The 17703-nt window shown below is 69.9% G+C and carries 11 protein-coding genes; 5 read left to right on the top strand and 6 right to left on the bottom strand.

The window, feature by feature from the left end:
- Positions 1-10 precede the first annotated feature (10 nt).
- The 3 genes from ACWC5O_RS36705 to ACWC5O_RS36695 all read left to right on the top strand — a co-directional run bounded on the left by ACWC5O_RS36705 (position 11) and on the right by ACWC5O_RS36695 (position 4256).
- Positions 11-916, top strand: a complete 906-nt coding sequence (locus tag ACWC5O_RS36705) for a sugar ABC transporter permease (RefSeq protein WP_450590233.1) — start codon at positions 11-13, stop codon at positions 914-916.
- Between the two features lie 159 nt (positions 917-1075).
- Positions 1076-2743: a glycoside hydrolase family 13 protein gene (locus ACWC5O_RS36700; RefSeq protein WP_450590234.1), complete on the top strand. Its 1668-nt coding sequence runs from the start codon at positions 1076-1078 to the stop codon at positions 2741-2743.
- Positions 2744-2876: 133 nt separating this feature from the next.
- Positions 2877-4256 (top strand): alpha-amylase, encoded by a 1380-nt coding sequence (locus ACWC5O_RS36695; RefSeq protein ID WP_450590235.1) that lies wholly within the window; start codon positions 2877-2879, stop codon positions 4254-4256.
- 10 nt (positions 4257-4266) lie between these two features.
- Here the strand turns inward: ACWC5O_RS36695 and ACWC5O_RS36690 are convergent, their stop codons facing one another.
- On the bottom strand, positions 4267-6336 hold the full coding sequence (locus tag ACWC5O_RS36690; RefSeq protein WP_450590236.1) for a carbohydrate-binding module family 20 domain-containing protein: 2070 nt from the start codon (positions 6334-6336) through the stop codon (positions 4267-4269).
- Between the two features lie 201 nt (positions 6337-6537).
- Between ACWC5O_RS36690 and pulA the strand changes: the two genes are divergently transcribed.
- Positions 6538-11946, top strand: a complete 5409-nt coding sequence (gene pulA, locus ACWC5O_RS36685; protein WP_450590237.1) for a pullulanase-type alpha-1,6-glucosidase — start codon at positions 6538-6540, stop codon at positions 11944-11946.
- Between the two features lie 33 nt (positions 11947-11979).
- Positions 11980-12342: a 5-carboxymethyl-2-hydroxymuconate Delta-isomerase gene (locus ACWC5O_RS36680; protein ID WP_390772832.1), complete on the top strand. Its 363-nt coding sequence runs from the start codon at positions 11980-11982 to the stop codon at positions 12340-12342.
- A 13-nt stretch (positions 12343-12355) separates the two neighbouring features.
- Here the strand turns inward: ACWC5O_RS36680 and ACWC5O_RS36675 are convergent, their stop codons facing one another.
- From ACWC5O_RS36675 to ACWC5O_RS36655, 5 genes are all read right to left on the bottom strand, one after another.
- A complete protein-coding gene (locus tag ACWC5O_RS36675; protein WP_450590238.1) occupies positions 12356-13045 on the bottom strand; it encodes a TetR/AcrR family transcriptional regulator in 690 nt (229 codons plus the stop codon).
- A gap of 68 nt (positions 13046-13113) precedes the next feature.
- Positions 13114-14136 carry a PDR/VanB family oxidoreductase gene (locus tag ACWC5O_RS36670; RefSeq protein ID WP_450590239.1) on the bottom strand — a complete coding sequence of 341 codons (1023 nt, stop codon included), beginning with the start codon at positions 14134-14136 and terminating at the stop codon, positions 13114-13116.
- Complete coding sequence (locus ACWC5O_RS36665) at positions 14136-15032, bottom strand: metal-dependent hydrolase (protein ID WP_450590240.1); 897 nt, start codon at positions 15030-15032, stop codon at positions 14136-14138. The genes ACWC5O_RS36670 and ACWC5O_RS36665 overlap by 1 nt, the downstream gene beginning before the upstream one ends.
- A gap of 118 nt (positions 15033-15150) precedes the next feature.
- The gene (locus ACWC5O_RS36660) at positions 15151-17073 is read right to left on the bottom strand and encodes a hypothetical protein (protein WP_450590241.1); all 1923 of its coding nucleotides are present in this window, start codon (positions 17071-17073) and stop codon (positions 15151-15153) included.
- 61 nt (positions 17074-17134) lie between these two features.
- Positions 17135-17653: a tetratricopeptide repeat protein gene (locus tag ACWC5O_RS36655; protein ID WP_450590242.1), complete on the bottom strand. Its 519-nt coding sequence runs from the start codon at positions 17651-17653 to the stop codon at positions 17135-17137.
- Positions 17654-17703: the final 50 nt, after the last annotated feature.

Raw genomic sequence — 17703 nt, 5'->3', positions numbered from 1 at the left:
AGCCGCCGCCATGAGCACCACGACCCTCGAGAAGACGCAGGCCGAGCCGGCCCCCGCCCCGCAGCCCGCGCGCCGCACCCGCCAGCGCGGTGAACGCGGCCCGCTCGGCGCCGCCCTCCTGCACGGCGGCCTCGCCGTCGCGAGCCTCATCGCACTGGCCCCGGTGGCCTGGCTGTTCTTCCTGTCCCTCGGCCCGGACAAGGACGACTACCTGCACCCCGGCAGGATCGCCGGCAAGCTCTCCTTCTCCAACTACAGCTTCGTGCTGGAGCACACCGCCTTCTTCGACTGGTTCAAGTCGACGATGATCGTGGCCTGCGGCACCACCCTGATCGGTGTCTTCGTCGCCGCGACCACCGGCTACGCGGTCTCCCGCATGCGCTTCCCCGGTTACAAGTCGCTGATGTGGGTGCTGCTGCTCACCCAGGCCTTCCCGATCGCCATCCTGATCGTGCCGATGTACGAGATCTTCAGCGAACTCGGGCTCATCGACACCTACTGGTCGCTGATCGTCATCAACTGCACCACGGCCGTGCCCTACAGCGCCTGGCTGCTCAAGGGGTACTTCGACACCGTCCCCTTCGAGATCGACGAGGCCGGGCGCGTGGACGGGCTCACCCCCTTCGGCACCTTCTTCCGGCTGATCCTGCCGCTGGCCCGCCCCGGGCTGGCCGTCGCCGCCTTCTACAACTTCATCACCGCCGTCGGCGAGGTGGCCTTCGCGACCACCTTCATGCTCGACGACTCGAAGTACACCTTCGCCGTCGGTCTGCAGACCTTCGTCAGCGAGCACGACGCGCAGTGGAACTACATGGCCGCCACCGCGGTGCTGATCGCGATACCCGTGTCCGTGTTCTTCTACCTCGTGCAGAAGAACCTCGTCACCGGTCTCACCGCAGGCGGCACCAAGGGCTGAGGCCCTTTCCGCACCGGGCTCCCGCGCGCCTGTCCGCGCGGGTAGGCGGCCGCGGTGTCCATCCGACCCCGCTGACACCGCGGCCGCCTCGCACATCCCCTGGCCCCTGTCGCCGTACCCACACCCATGACCCGAACTCCCTTACGCATCAAGGACGCCATGAGCCAGCAGCACTCTGCAGCCCCGGCCGACGACTTCGCCGTCGCCACCGTCGCCAAGCGCCGCGACTGGTGGCGGGACGCGGTGATCTACCAGGTCTATCCGCGCAGCTTCGCCGACAGCAACGGTGACGGCATGGGCGACCTGGAAGGCGTACGCTCCCGACTTCCGTACCTGCGCGACCTCGGCGTGGACGCCGTGTGGCTCAGCCCCTTCTACGCCTCCCCGCAGGCCGACGCCGGCTACGACGTGGCCGACTACCGGGCCGTCGACCCCATGTTCGGCAACCTGCTCGACGCCGACGCGCTGATCCGCGACGCCCACGAGCTGGGCCTGCGCGTCATCGTCGACCTGGTCCCCAACCACTCCTCGGACCAGCACGAGTGGTTCAAGCGCGCCCTCGCCGAGGGCCCCGGCTCGCCCGTGCGCGAGCGCTACCACTTCCGCCCCGGGAAGGGCGAGAACGGCGAACTCCCCCCGAACGACTGGGAGTCCATCTTCGGCGGTCCCGCCTGGACGCGCGTCGAGGACGGCGAGTGGTACCTCCACCTCTTCGCCCCCGAGCAGCCCGACTTCAACTGGGAGCACCCGGCGGTCGGCGACGAGTTCCGCTCCATCCTGCGCTTCTGGCTGGACATGGGCGTGGACGGCTTCCGCATCGACGTCGCCCACGGGCTGGTGAAGGCCGACGGCCTCCCGGACCTCGGCGCCCACGACCAGCTCAAGCTGCTGGGCAACGATGTCATGCCGTTCTTCGACCAGGACGGCGTGCACGCCATCTACCGCCAGTGGCGCACGGTCCTCGACGAGTACGCGGGCGAGCGGATCTTCGTGGCCGAGGCCTGGACCCCGACCGTCGAGCGCACCGCGAACTACGTCCGCCCCGACGAGCTGCACCAGGCCTTCAACTTCCAGTACCTGGGCACGGAGTGGGACGCGAAGGAACTGCGGACGGTCATCGACCGCACCCTGGAGGCGATGCGCCCGGTCGGCGCCCCCGCCACCTGGGTCCTGTCCAACCACGACGTCACCCGCCACGCGACGCGCTTCGCCAACCCCCCGGGTCTCGGCACCCAGATCCGCACGGCGGGCGACCGCGAGCTGGGCCTCCGCCGGGCCCGCGCGGCGACCCTCCTCATGCTGGCCCTGCCCGGCTCGGCGTACGTCTACCAGGGTGAGGAACTGGGTCTCCCGGACGTCGTGGATCTCCCCGACGAGGTGCGCCAGGACCCGGCGTTCTTCCGCGGCGCCGGCCAGGACGGCTTCCGTGACGGCTGCCGGGTGCCGATCCCGTGGACCCGCGAGGGCTCCTCGTACGGCTTCGGCCACGGCGGCAGCTGGCTGCCCCAGCCGTCGAACTGGGCCGAGCTGAGCGTCGAGGCGCAGACGGGCGTCCCGGGTTCGACGCTGGAGCTGTACCGCTCGGCGCTGAGCGTCCGCCGGTCGCAGCCCGACCTGGGCGCGGGCGACGCGGTCGAGTGGCTGCGCGCACCGGAGGGCGTCGTGGCCTTCCGCCGGGGCGAGTTCGTGTGCGTCGCGAACACCACCGGCGAGTCCGTGACCACCCCCTCCCACGGCCGCGTCCTGCTCGCCAGCGGTGAGGTGACCGAGGCCGACGGCGAGGCGAAGGTGCCGGCCGACACGACCGTGTGGTGGACGACGGCGTGATCACCGCTCGATAACTTCTTCCGTCAACTTCTTACGGCCCGCTGCCCTTTTGGGTGGCGGGCCTTTAACATCTGGCCACCGCAAGGTTTCTGAAAGATTTCAGCAAGGCCTTCAACGGAGAAGGAACCCCCACATGGCCAGAAGCAGAATCGTTTCGGGTGCCCTCGCCCTCACCGCGGCGGCGGCCGTCCTCGCCCCAGGGACCGCCGCCTACGCCTCCCCGCCCGGCACCAAGGACGTCACCGCGGTCCTCTTCGAGTGGAAGTACTCCTCGGTCGCCCGCGAGTGCACCAGCACCCTCGGCCCCGCCGGCTACGGATACGTCCAGGTCTCCCCGCCCGCCGAGCACATACAGGGCTCGCAGTGGTGGACGTCGTACCAGCCGGTGTCGTACAAGATCGCGGGCCGCCTCGGCGACCGCACCGCCTTCCAGAGCATGGTGAACACGTGCCACGCGGCCGGCGTGAAGGTCGTCGTCGACACGGTCGTCAACCACATGGCGTCGGGCTCGGGCACCGGCACGGGTGGCTCGTCGTATACGAAGTACGACTACCCCGGTCTGTACTCCTCCTACGACTTCGACGACTGCACCTCCCAGGTCACCAACTACCAGGACCGCTGGAACGTCCAGCACTGCGAACTGGTCGGCCTGGCCGACCTGGACACGGGCGAGGAGTACGTCCGCAAGACGATCGCCGGGTACATGAACGACCTGCTCACGCTGGGGGTCGACGGCTTCCGGATCGACGCCGCGAAGCACATCCCGGCGGACGACCTGGCCAACATCAAGAGCCGCCTGACCAACCCCTCCGTCTACTGGAAGCAGGAGGTCATCTACGGCGCGAACGAGGCCGTCCAGCCGTCCGAGTACACCGGCAACGGAGACGTCCAGGAGTTCCGCTACGCCTACGACCTCAAGCGCGTCTTCAACAACGAGAAGCTCGCGTACCTGACCAACTACGGCGAGGGCTGGGGCTACCTGAGCAGCTCCGTGGCGGGCGTCTTCGTCGACAACCACGACACGGAACGCAACGGCTCGACCCTCAACTACAAGGACGGCGCCAACTACACCCTGGCCAACGTCTTCATGCTGGCCTACCCCTACGGCGCCCCGGACATCAACTCCGGCTACGAGTGGTCCGACGTGGACGCGGGCCCTCCGGGCGGCGGCACCGTCAACGCCTGCTGGCAGGACGGCTGGAAGTGCCAGCACGCCTGGCCGGAGATCATCCGCATGGTCGCCTTCCGCAACGCGACCCGCGGCCAGGCCGTCTCCAACTGGTGGGACAACGGCAACAACGCGATCGCCTTCGGCCGGGGCAGCAAGGGTTATGTGGCGATCAACCACGAGAGCAGCAGCCTGACCCGCACGTACCAGACCTCGCTGCCGGCGGGCACGTACTGCAACGTCCAGAACAACACGACGGTGGCGGTGAACTCCGCGGGGCAGTTCACCGCCACCTTGGGCTCGAACACGGCGCTCGCGATCTACGCGGGCAAGTCGAGCTGCTGAGCCCGGGGCCCTACTTCCAGGTGTCGCTGGTGGTGTAGCCGGACGAACTGCCCGTCGTGTACGAGCGGTTCGTCCCGGACTCCCAGGTCACGTTCCCGGAGGCGTCCTTCTTGACGTACTTGTACGCGAAGGACGTGCTCCTGGGGACGATGACCAGCTTGCTCCAGGTCGGGTAGGCCGCCGACGACAGCGGGATCGCGTCGCTCGTGTTCCAGGAGCCGAGGGAGGGGAGGGAGCCGACGACGTAGACGCTGGTGCCCCAGTCGGTCGTCGCGGTCTCGTTGAAGGTGACGTCGGTGGCGTCCGCGTTCGCCACGTTCCAGGAGCTGTCCAGAGTGATCGCCGAGGTCGCGGTGGTCGCCGACCTGTTGGCGTTCGACTCCCAGGTGACGTTGCCCGAGCTGTCCTTCTTTATGTACTTGTAGGTGAAGGAGGTGTTGATCGGCACGCTCACCTCGCCCGACCAGATCGGGTAGCCGGAGGACGACAGCTGGACCGCCTTCGAGGTGTCCCAGCCGCCCAGCGCCGAGATCGAGCCGACGACGTAGACGTTGGTGCCGGACGTGGTCGACGCGTACTCGTCGAAGGTCGCGCTCACCGTGGACGCCGAACCGCCGCCGCCGGTGTCGTCGCAGCCCACCGTGCAGGTGTAGGACGCGTTGTAGAAGGCGACCGCGCCCTTCGCCGGGACGGTGATCGACGCGCTGCCGCCGGAGACGGTGACCTTCGTCGCGCCGCCGTCGACGACGTTGCTGTACGTGCCGTCCGCCATGCCCGTCGCGAAGGTGTACGTCGCCGACGACGAGCCGTTGTTCAGGGCGAAGAAGCCGGCGCCGCTGCGGCCGAAGCCGATCACGGAGGAGGACTTGGTCTGCCAGTTGGAGACGGCGGCCGTGTCGACCGCGTTGTGCCAGGCCACCATGCCGACGACGGCCGTGTCGCGGTCCAGGCAGTACCAGCCGTTCGAGCAGTCCGTGCCGGTCACGAAGCCCGACGAGTTCGGCGGGGCCTGGTCGCTCTGGGTCCACTCCCAGCTGGCGTACACCGTCGGCGTCGACCACTTGTAGGCGAGCTGGAAGAGGTTGGCGAGCTTGTAGGTGTCGCCGTCCTTGTACGACATGTGCAGGCCGTTGCGCTCGGTGTCGTGGTTCGTCACGAAGGACACCGAGTTGGCGGCGGGCAGGATGCCGGAGGAGGACAGGGACTCCAGGTCGCTCACGTTGCCCTGGAACGCCGACTTCAGCTTGCTGGCGTAGGTGAAGTCCAGGACGTCACCGGAGGCGTAGTAGTCCGACGGCTGCGGGGTCGAGCCCGGGTACACCTCCTGGAAGACGTACGGCGCCGAGCCCGACGTGGTGTTCGTCAGCTTGGACTCGATCGCCGCCAGGTCGGCCTCGGGGATGTGCTTGGCCGCGTCCACCCGGAAGCCGTCGACGCCGAGGGCGAGCTGGCTGTTGAGGAAGTTCGCGATGCCCGCGCGGACCGTGTCCGAGCCGGTCTTCAGGTCGGGCAGGCCCAGGAGTTCGCAGTTCTGGACCTGGGTGAGGTTCGAGTAGTCCTGGATCGTCAGGTCGGAGGTGGGGCACGACGTCGAGTCGTGGTAGTCGGCGCGGTCCCAGTCGGGGGTGTCGTACTTGCTGGTGACCGTCGTGCCGCTGTAACCGGTGCCGGTCTGCGCGGAGGTGTGGTTGATCACCGCGTCCGTGTAGACCTTGACGCCGGCCTGGTGGCAGGCGGTCACCATCGACGCGAACTTCGCCGCCGAACCGAAGCGGCTGTTCAGGTTGTAGGAGTACGGCTGGTAGACGTCCCACCAGTAGTAGTTGGTCTGCTTCAGGGACTCGGCCGGCGGGGCGACCTGCACCGCGCCGTATCCGGCGGGGCCCAGGACGTCGGTGCACTCCGAGGCGACGGAGTCCCAGTTCCACTCCCACAGGTTGGCGATGACGTCGCCCTTGGTGGTGGTGTCCGCCTGCGCGGGTGTCGAGGGCAGGGCTATGGCTCCCGCCAGTGCGAGGGCGCCCGCGGCCGCGGCGGTCGCGGTGCGGCGAAGGACACCCGGGGGTCGGTGTCTGCTCATGTGCGGCTCCGAAACGAACTTCGAGAGAAGGAGACAGAGTTCAACAACCCGTGAGCGTGGGGCAGTTGAGAAGGAGACGTCAAGGTTGACGCTGAAACTTCTTGCTATGAATTTCAAGGGTCTTGCTGTAAACCTTTCGGCAGCGGTACGGTCGCGCGGGGTCGGACCCAAGAGAGCCGCAATCGCAAGGAGTTCCCGCCTGTGATACCGAGATGGCCGGCGCCCTCGACGCGCCGTACCGCCCACGTCAGACGGGTCGCGGCCGTCACCGTCGCCGCGCTCGCCGCCGCCCTCGTGACGCCGCTCGCGGCCCACGCGGACACCCCGCCGCCCGCGCCGCCCTCGGACGCCAAGCTCGCGGCCCAGCCCGCCCGGCACGACGACACCCGCGAGCAGTTCTACTTCGTCATGCCGGATCGTTTCGCCAACGGTGACAGGTCCAACGACCGGGGCGGCCTGACCGGTTCACGCCTCAGCACCGGGTACGACCCCACCGACAAGGGCTTCTACCAGGGCGGCGACCTCAAGGGCCTGACCAAGCGGCTCGACTACATCAAGGGCCTCGGCACCACCTCCATCTGGATGGCGCCGATCTTCAAGAACCGTCCGGTGCAGGGCACGGGCAGCAACGCCTCCGCCGGCTACCACGGCTACTGGATCACCGACTTCACCCAGGTCGACCCGCACTTCGGCACGAACAAGGACCTCCAGACCCTCATCTCCAAGGCGCACGCCAAGGGCATGAAGGTCTTCTTCGACGTCATCACCAACCACACCGCCGACGTCGTGGACTACAAGGAGAAGTCGTACGACTACCTGTCCAAGGGCGCCTTCCCGTACCTGACCAAGGACGGGCGGCCCTTCGACGACTCCGACTACGCCGCCGGGAACAGGAAGTTCCCGGCCGTCGACGCGGACTCCTTCCCGCGCACGCCGAGGGTGACCAGCCAGAGCAAGGTCCCGGCCTGGCTCAACGACCCGACGATGTACCACAACCGGGGCGACTCGACGTACGCCGGCGAGTCCACGACCTACGGCGACTTCTCCGGCCTGGACGACCTGTGGACCGAGCGTCCCGAGGTCGTCCAGGGCATGGAGAAGATCTACGAGCGGTGGGTGAAGAACTTCGGCGTCGACGGCTTCCGGATCGACACCGTCAAGCACGTGAACACGGAGTTCTGGACCCAGTGGGCCACCGCGCTCGACAAGTACGCGGCCGCGCACGGGCGGAAGAACTTCTTCATGTTCGGCGAGGTCTACTCGGCGGACACGTCCATCACGTCCCCGTACGTCACCCGGGGCCGGCTGGACGCCACCCTCGACTTCCCCTTCCAGGACGCGGCCCGCTCCTACACCTCCCAGGGCGGCAGCGCCCAGCGGCTGGCGAGCGTCTTCGGTGACGACTACAAGTACACGACCGACAAGGCCAACGCGTACGAGCAGGTCACCTTCCTCGGCAACCACGACATGGGCCGCATCGGGTACTTCCTGAAGCAGGACAACCCGAAGGCCGACGACGCCGAGATCCTGCGCAAGGACCGGCTCGCCAACGAGCTGATGTTCCTCAGCCGCGGCAACCCGGTCGTCTACTACGGCGACGAGCAGGGCTTCACCGGCTCCGGCGGCGACAAGGACGCCCGCCAGACGATGTTCGCCTCCAAGGTCGCCGACTACCTGGACGACGACGAGATCGGCACCGACCGCACCCACGCGAGCGACGCCTACGACACCAAGGCGCCGCTCTACAAGGAGATCGCCGCTCTCTCCAAGCTCCGGAAGAACAACCCCGCCCTGACGGACGGAGTCCAGACCGAGCGGTACGCGGCCGACGGCGCAGGCGTCTACGCCTTCACCCGTACGGACGCGAAGACGGGCGCCGAGTACGTGGTCGCCTTCAACAACGCCGACAGCGAGAAGTCCGCGGCCTTCTCCACCGGCTCGGCGGACATGGCGTACCAGGGCATCTACGGGACCTCCGACACGGTGAAGTCCGACAACGACCGCAAGCTCACCGTCACCGTCCCGGCCGGTTCCGCCGTGGTCCTCAAGGCCACCGGCGCCCTCGCCGAGCCCGCCGCCAAGCCGACCGTCACCCTGAAGGCTCCGGCGACCGGAGCCACCGGCACCGTGGACGTCACCGCCGACGTCGACGGCGGTCAGCTCAACCGCGTGGTCTTCGCAGCCCAGGTCGGCAACGGCGCGTGGAAGACGCTCGGCTCCGCCGACCACGCCCCTTACAAGGTCACCCAGGCCATCGGCAAGGACGTACCCGCCGGGACCGCCCTGCGCTACAAGGCGGTCGTGATCGACTCGGCCGGGCGCACCGCGAGCGCGCTGGCGAGCAGCACCACCGGCACCCCGGCCGCACCCGAGGTCCCCACGGCCTCCTCCCGGGACTACGCGATCGTCCACTACAAGCGCACCGACGGCGACTACGCCGACTGGGGCCTGTACGCCTGGGGCGACCTCGCCGACGGAGAGTCGACCACCTGGCCGAACAGCCACCCCTTCGTCGGCCGCGACGCCTACGGCGCCTTCGCCTACGTCAAGCTGAAGCCGGGCGCCTCGAACGTCGGCTTCCTGGTCATCGACAAGGACGGCAACAAGGACGTCTCCGCCGACCGGTCCATCGACGTCACCAAGACCGGTGAGGTCTGGGTCGAGCAGGGCAAGGCGGACGTCCTCACGCAGCGGCCCGACTATCCCGCCCAGGACAAGACCAAGGCGGTCATCCACTACCACCGCGCCGACGGCGACTACGACGGCTGGGGCCTGCACGTCTGGACGGGTGCCGCGAACCCCACCGACTGGTCGAACCCGCTGAAGCCGGTGAAGACTGATGCCTATGGCGCGGTCTTCGAGGTACCGCTCACCGAGGGTGCCACCAGTCTCAGCTACATCATCCACAAGGGCGACGACAAGGATCTCCCCGCCGACCAGTCACTCGACCTCAAGTCCAACGGCTACGAGGTGTGGCTGTTGAACGGCCAGGAGAAGTACCTGCTGCCGCAGCCCGCGGGCAGTGCGGCCGCCCTCGACCTGACCACGTCCAAGGCGGTCTGGATCGACCGGAACACCGTGGCCTGGAACGGCTCCGACGGCGCCGCCTCCACCCAGCTGCTGTACTCCCACGACGGCTCCATCGCCGTCAAGGACGGTGCGCTGACCAGCGACGACGAGCGCTGGCTGCGGCTGACGAAGACCACGCTCACCGACGCCCAGAAGGCGAAGTTCCCGCACCTGAAGGACTACACCGCCTGGTCCGTCGACCCGCGTGACCGGGACCGGGTCCGCTCGGCGCTCGGCGGACAGCTCGTGGCCTCGCAGCGCGCGGCGAACGGTGCCGTGCTGGCCGCGACCGGGGTGCAGATCGCCGGCGTGCTGGACGACCTGTACTCCGGCGCGACGAAGAGCAGCCTCGGCCCGGTCTTCCACGACGGGAAGCCGACCCTCTCCGTGTGGGCGCCGACGGCACAGTCGGTCCACCTCGACCTCGACGGCACTGCCGTGAAGATGCACCGGAACGCCACCACGGGCGTCTGGTCCGTCACAGGCCCCGCGTCCTGGAAGGGCAAGCCCTACCGCTACGTCGTGAAGGTCTGGGCGCCCAGCGTCCGCAAGGTCGTCACCAACAAGGTCACCGACCCGTACTCGGTCGCGCTGACCGCGAACTCCGAGCGCAGCCTGGTCGTGGACCTGGACGACAGGTCCCTCGTCCCGAGCGGCTGGGCGGGTCTGCACAAGCCCAAGGCCGTACCGCTGAAGGACGCGCAGATCCAGGAGCTGCACATCCGGGACTTCTCGGTCGCCGACACGACCGTCCCGGCGAAGGACCAGGGCACCTACCTGGCCTTCACGGACAGGAACAGCGACGGCTCCAAGCACCTGCGGCAGCTGGCGAAGTCGGGCACCTCGTACGTGCACCTGCTGCCCGCCTTCGACATCGCCACCATCCCGGAGAAGAAGGCCGACCAGGCGAGAACCGACTGCGACCTGGCCTCGTACGCGGCCGACTCCGACAAGCAGCAGGAGTGCGTGGCGAAGATCGCCGCGAAGGACGCCTACAACTGGGGCTACGACCCGTACCACTACACCGTCCCCGAGGGCTCGTACGCCACCGACCCGGACGGCACCGCCCGCACGGTCCAGTTCCGCAAGATGGTCAAGGCGCTCAACGACGACGGCCTCCGGGTCGTGATGGACGTCGTCTACAACCACACGGCGGCCAGCGGCCAGGCGGACACCTCCGTCCTGGACAAGGTCGTGCCCGGCTACTACCAGCGGCTCCTCGCCGACGGCAGCGTGGCCAACAGCACCTGCTGCGCCAACACCGCGCCCGAGAACGCGATGATGGGCAAGCTGGTCGTGGACTCGATCGTCACCTGGGCCAAGGAGTACAAGGTCGACGGGTTCCGCTTCGACCTCATGGGTCACCACCCGAAGGCCAACATCCTGGCGGTCAGGAAGGCCCTCGACGCGCTGACCCTGGAGAAGGACGGCGTCGACGGCAAGAAGATCATCCTGTACGGCGAGGGCTGGAACTTCGGGGAGGTCGCGAACGACGCCCGGTTCGTGCAGGCCACGCAGCAGAACATGGCCGGTACCGGGGTCGCCACCTTCTCCGACCGTGCCCGTGACGCCGTGCGCGGCGGCGGCCCCTTCGACTCGGACCCCGGCATCCAGGGCTTCGCGTCCGGGCTCTACACCGACCCCAACGGATCGGCGGCGAACGGCACCTCGGCCGAACAGAAGGCCCGGCTGCTGCACTACCAGGACCTGATCAAGGTCGGTCTGACCGGCAACCTGAAGTCCTTCGCCTTCACCGACACCGACGGCAAGGAGGTCAAGGGCTCCGAGGTCGACTACAACGGCGCGCCCGCCGGCTACGCGGACGCACCCGGCGACGCCCTCGCCTACGTGGACGCGCACGACAACGAGTCGCTGTTCGACGCCCTCACCTACAAGCTGCCCAAGGACACCCCGGCGTCCGACCGGGCCCGGATGCAGGTGCTGGCGATGGCCACGGCCGCCCTCTCGCAGGGGCCGTCCCTGTCCCAGGCGGGCACCGACCTGCTGCGTTCGAAGTCGCTGGACCGCAACTCCTTCGACAGCGGCGACTGGTTCAACGCCATCCACTGGAACTGCGGCGACGGCAACGGCTTCGGACGGGGGCTGCCCATGGCGGCCGACAACCAGTCCAAGTGGACCTACGCCAAGCCGCTGCTCGGCGCGGTGAAGGTCGGCTGCCCGCAGATCACCGGCTCCTCGGCCGCCTACCAGGACCTGCTCAGGATCCGTACGACGGAGAAGGCGTTCTCCCTCGGCACGGCCGCGCAGGTGCAGGACCGGCTGTCCTTCCCGCTGTCCGGCAAGGACGAGACGCCGGGCGTGATCACCATGAAGCTCGGTGACCTGGTCGTGGTCTTCAACGCCACCCCGCAGCAGCAGGACCAGCGGATCGGCGCCCTCGCCGGCACGGCCTACCGGCTGCACCCGGTACAGGCGGCCGGTACGGACGCGGTGGTGAAGACCTCTTCCTACGCCGCCGACTCGGGCACGTTCACCGTTCCCGCGCGGACGGTGGCGGTCTTCACGCGGGCGGCGACGTAGGGTCGGCCCCGTCGCCGTAGAACAGGAGTGCTCATGCCGCAGATCACCGTCGACTACTCGAACACGATGGAGGCCGCCTTCGACCGCGCCGGTTTCGCGCGGGCGCTGCACGAGGCGACCGTGGAGATCGCGGCGGCCAAGCCGGAGGCCTGCAAGACACAGTTCCGGCCGAGCGCACTCACGGCGTACGGGTACGAGGACCCGGCGGAGCACGGGCACGCCATCGTGCATGTGACCATCGGGCTCCTCGCCGGCCGCAGCGACGAGACGAAGGCGAGGCTCACGGAGGCCGTGCTGGATCTGCTCCGGGGGCATGTGGCGGACAAGCGCTTCGCCCTGCACGCCTCCGCCGAGATCCGCGACCTGGATCCGTCGTACCGGAAGTTCGACCGGTAGCGGTCCTCGCCCCTCAGGGCGCCAGGGACATCAGCCGGCCGACGAGCTCCGCGAAGGGCCCGTCGGCCGGCTCGTCCTTGACCATGGTGCGCAGCAGGGCGGCCGTGTCCGCGTCGTAGGCGGCGCTCACCGCCACCAGCACGGCGAAGTCGTGCACGAGCTGCAGCTCCAGTTCGGCGCGCGGGATGCGCCGGCCGTCCAGCCAGATCAGCGCCGTCGACTCGGCGAGCGAGATCCAGGAACGGACGACCAGTTCCATGCGCGCGGATGCCTCGGTGACGCCCAGGTGCGCGAGGATCTGCTCGTAGGCGGCCTGCCGTACGGAGTCGATGAGGGCGTTGGTCGTCGAGGAGCCGACGGCCGGGCCGCCGCGCATCAGGGCCGAGAAGCCGGGCCCGTGCTCGTCCACGAAGTCGAAGAAGCGGCGCATCACGCGCAGCAGCCTGGCCCCGAGCGAGCCCTGGTGCGGCTCCGCGAAGCGGCCTGCCAGATCCTCCGAGGCACGCTTCAACGCGGCTTCGTACAGGCTGAGTTTGCCGGGGAAGTAGTGGTAGACCAGCGGGCGCGAGATGCCCGCCGCCGACGCTATCTCGTCGATGGAGACCTCGTCGGGCGAACGGCGGCTGAACAGGTCGAGCGCGACACCGATCAGCTGCTGCCGCCGCTCCTCGACGCCCATCCTGCGGCGAACCCCGGTACTCATGCGAACACCTTACCGATCGAATCCGGCCCGGAACGGGCCGGACCGGCGCCGGTGTTCACATGAGTCCGTCACATATCCAGCACAAGTCGCTCACTTCTGGCCCGTGAGACACAGATCAGCATCGAGTCGGCACGCTCCGCATCCGTCAGCAGCTCGTCCCGGTGATCCACCTCACCCTCCAGCACCCGCTGTTGACAGGTCCCGCAGAAGCCCTGCTCGCAGGAGTAGGCGGTGTCGGGCAGCTCGCGGCGTACGGCGGCCAGCACGGTGGAGTCGGCGGGGACCGACAACGTCGACCCGCTGCGGCGCAGTTCGACCTCGAACGCGTGGTTGCCGTCGGCCGAGGTGCGCGGTGCGAACCGCTCCAGGCGGACCTGCGGGAAGCGTTCCTCGACGGCTGCCATGAGCCCCTCCGGCCCGCAGCAGTAGACGATGGCTCCCTCCGGCACATGCAGTGCGTCGAGATCGGGCTGCCCCTCCACCACGGTCACCCGGTCCCGGCCCAGCTTCTCGACCTCCTCCAGGAACGGCATCGACGCCCGCGTCCGACCGGCGTACAGCAGCCGGAAGTCCGTGCCTTCGGGAAGCGCCCGCAGCATCGGCAGCAGCGGGGTGATCCCGATCCCGCCGGCGACGAAGACGTACGACGGCGCCCCGACCAGCGGGAAGCGGTTTCGTGGTCCCCGCACCTCCAGCTCCATACCCTCCGTGACGTGCTCGTGCACCTCGCGCGAGCCACCCCGCCCGTCCTCGACGAGCCGGATCGCGACGGTGTACGACGAGGTGTCCTCCGGGTCGCCGCACAGCGAGTACTGCCGCACGAGCCCCGACGGCAGGACGACGTCGAGATGCGCACCGGGCTCCCAGCGAGGCAACTCCGCGCCTTCGAGCCGGAGTTGTGCGACCCCGTCGGCCACCGTCTCGTGCGAGGTCACCAGCAGCCTCAGCGCCCGTGAGCGAGGCCGGCCCGAGGTCGGTTCCTCCAGCGCGGGCATCGGCCACAGCGGCGAGGCCTGTATGCGGCGGCGCAGGGCCCGCCGGGTCAGCAGGGCGGCGCCCGCGACGAGCGCGACGGTGCGTAGCTTCGGCATCACGACCCCGTCTTCTCCGCCGCGAGTGCGGCGGGGGAGGAGGCCAGGTAGGCGACCGCCTGGGCGGTCGAGCCCTCCTGGGAGGGGTGGTAGGCGTGGCTGAGGTAGCGCGGGATGGACCTGAGCATGGCGCCGGTGGTGGGCAGGGTGCCGCGCCGGCCGCTCCGGTGGAAGTCCTTGAACGAGGCCTTGCCGTCCACGAGGGTGGGGTCGTTCTCCATGAAGAAGCGGGCCCCGCGCTGCCACAGGAAGACCAGCGCGCTGAAGGCCGTCGCCCAGGTGCGCACCCGGCGCCGGTAGCTGCCGTCGACGTGCAGGAACAGGTCGAAGGCGACGGAGCGGTGCTCGACCTCCTCGGCGCCGTGCCAGCGCAGCAGGTCCAGCATGGTCGGGTCGGCGCCGCGCCGGTCCAGCTCGGTGGCGTTGAGCACCCAGTCGCCGAGGAAGGCGGTGTAGTGCTCGATGGCCGCTATCAGCGCGACCCGCTCCAGCAGCCACCAGCGGCGCGCCCTGCCCGGCGGCAGCGTGCGGTCGCCGAGCAGCTTCTCGAAGAACCAGTCGACCTGTGCGGTGTACGGCGTCGGGTCGAGCCCCTGCTCCCTCAGGTGGGGCAGGACCTCGTCATGGGCCTGGGAGTGCATAGCCTCCTGCCCGATGAAACCGACGACGTCCTCGCGGAGCCGGTCGTCCCGGATGAGTGGCAGCACCTGCTTGTACACGTGCACGAACCACCGCTCACCGGCGGGCAGCAGCAGGTGCAGCACGTTGATCGTGTGCGTGGTGAACGGGTCGCCGGGCACCCAGTGCAGCGGTGTGTCCTCCCAGGAGAAGGACACGTTGCGGGCCTTGAGCGGTATGCGCTCGGACTCCACCGGCCGGGCCTGCGTGTTAGACATGGCGTCAATGTACTGACGGGTAGGTCATCTGAGAACCCCCGTGCGACACCTTGTTGACGCGAGTGTCAGCTAGGTCCTGTCGTCAGACGGGCGGACGACGGGAGTTTGACGACAGGACTTAGTGCAGGCCGCTGATCGACCTGCCGTCCGTCAGGGTGGCCTTCAGCTGCGCCTGCGCCCCCTGCTTGGCCCGGGCCACCAGCAGCGGTCCCGGACCGGACGCGGTGACCCCGCCCGTCGCCCGGATCGACGCGGTGTCCTGGCTGCCCGCGGCCAGCAGGTACCAGTTCCCGGCGCGGGACTTCCACAGCACCCCGGCCAGGACGTGCGGGTCGCGCGGACCGCAGGCCCGTACGTCCTGGCCCTTGGCCACGACCGCCCCGACCGGCCCGCCCGGCGTCCGGAACTGGGCCAGGGCGGCCGTACCGTCGCCGCGCCAGGTCTCGGCCCTGGTGCACACCCACCCGGCCGCCCCGCTCCCGTCGGGCAGCGGCTGGTCCGCGAACGCCCAGGCGTTGACGCTGCGGACCCCCGCGGAGCGTTCCGCGGACAGCGAGCAGGCGAACGGCGCCCAGGCGCGCAGCCCCTGCGCGCCGGACACCTCACCGGTGGCGCCCGGACGTCCGGCGGTGAGATGGGCCGGGACCAGCTCGCCGAGATCCGTGGTGAGTTGCGTGCCGTCGGCGTCGGTCAGCTGGAGCACGTTCCACGAGGTGCAGCTGCCGGGCTGCAGGGCGGAGCTGGCCATCGGTGTGGTGACGCCGTCGGTGACGGTGAGGGGCGCCGCGGCCGCGCCCGGCTTCATCAGGTCCCGCTCGGCGGCCTTCTTCACCCAAGGGGCCGTCAGATAGCGGACGTTGCCGTCGGAGCGGCCGAGCACCAGCGCGCTCGCCTCGGCGCCGGTCGCGCCGTCGACGCGGGCGAAGTCGAGGGCGGCGCCCGCGTCGTCGTCCTTGGGCTCGGCGTAGCGGGCGACGCGCAGGCCGTCGTAGAAGAGCGCCACGCGCGCGTTGTCCACCTCACCCGCGTACAGCAGCTGGGGCGGGCCGGCCGGGGCGCCGGTCTGGGTGCCGGGGGTGGCCGAGACGCGGACCGTCTCTCCGGGGCGAGCCCAGACGGCGAGGGCGCGGCGCAGCAGGGCCTTGTCGCCGGTGAGCGGGCCGCGTGCGGGCCACACGGAGAAGTCGCTGCGGGCCGCCGACTCCCACGCCGTCGGGGCGACGCGGGTGAGCTTGCCGGGGTCCAGGGCCGCCTCGGCCGCCGGGTTCTCCGCGTAGACGGGCGCGGCCGCGCCGTCGGGGCCCCAGCCGCCGCCCGGCACGGCCACCAGCGCCCCGCACACCGCGAGCGCGGCCGCCGCGGCGAGCGCGGCCTTGGTGTGCTGGCGGCGGCGCATCAGGTCGGTGGGCCGGGCCTGCAGGCAGCAGGGGTCGAACTCGGGGGAGGTGAGCAGCGCGTCCTGGGCGGGCACCCCGTTGGCCTCCGCCAGCGCGGACTCGGGGTGGTCGACCCCGGCGGACTTGAGGATCCTGCGGATGTCCGGGTCGGGCAGCTTCTCCAGGCCGCGCAGCACGTACGCGGCGCGGGCCGGGCCGGACAGGGCGGACAGCCGCTGGTCCAGGGCCAGCTCGTCGGCGCCGCCGGAGCGCGGGAACAGGCGCAGCCCCCACACCTGCGGGAGCAGCGGCGGCAGCTGGGAGAGCCGCGGCCGGCCCTTGCGGGGGCGGGTCGCCTCCAGCGCCGTACGCAGGACCCGGAGGCGGAGGAAGGCGTACCCGGGGTCGACCGCCCGGCCCGTGGACTGGGCCGGGATCACGGACGTCGGCTTGCGGCCCCGGGGCAGGGCGCGCTGGACGAGGGCGTGGGCCGTCAGCACCCGGCGGGTGCGGCCGAGGCCCGGCGGCAGTACCAGGTGGGCGAGCCGGACCAGCCGTGGGTAGTGCTCGACGAGCGCGGCCTCGGCCTGTTCGACGTTGACGACCGGGCCGGTGGCCCCGGCGGAGGAGGGCACGTGACGCTGGGCTACATCCTGTGACTGCACGTCCGGGAAAACGAGCGAGCCGTTGGTTGGTCACCGGCGTGCTTGTCCGCCCACGGGTGACTCACGCCTCCGGTTCGACCAGCAGGCGCGCGTAGTTGGCCATCGACCGCTGGTAGCGCGGCAGATGAGGGGCGAGGGCGCCGAGCACGAGGGAGAGGCCCTCGCGGTCGCGGCCGAGGCTGGACAGGCACAGGGCGAGACAGGCCCGTACGGCGTCGTCCAACTCGTCCGAGGGCGCGTCCAGTTCGGGGGTGAGGAGCTTGACGCCCTCCTCGGCCTGCCCGGTGTTCCGCAGGGAGGACGCCAGCTGGATCCTGGTCCGGCGCCCCTTGTAACCGCTCAGCCCGCGCGCCAGCGCCTCCTGGTACAGCGGCACCGCCTTGTCCGAGTGCCCCGTGGAGTCCCAGGCGCAGGCCTGCTCGAACGGGGCCAGCGCACTGCCCTCGGGCAGCTCGGCGACCAGCTCGTCGATCACGGCGCGGAACTCGGCCGCCCGCTCCTCGGGGTACTCGTCGAAGGTCGCCCAGGCGGCGGTCACGCGGTCTTCCCAGTCTCGGTTCACCGGGTCACCCTCGCACACCCGTGCCCACCTCGGCGCGGGATTTGAGCGCGCCACGTCCCGGAGCCGTA

The sequence above is a fragment of the Streptomyces sp. NPDC001450 genome (assembly GCF_053597295.1).
This window is presented reverse-complemented; position numbering and strand designations above follow the sequence as displayed.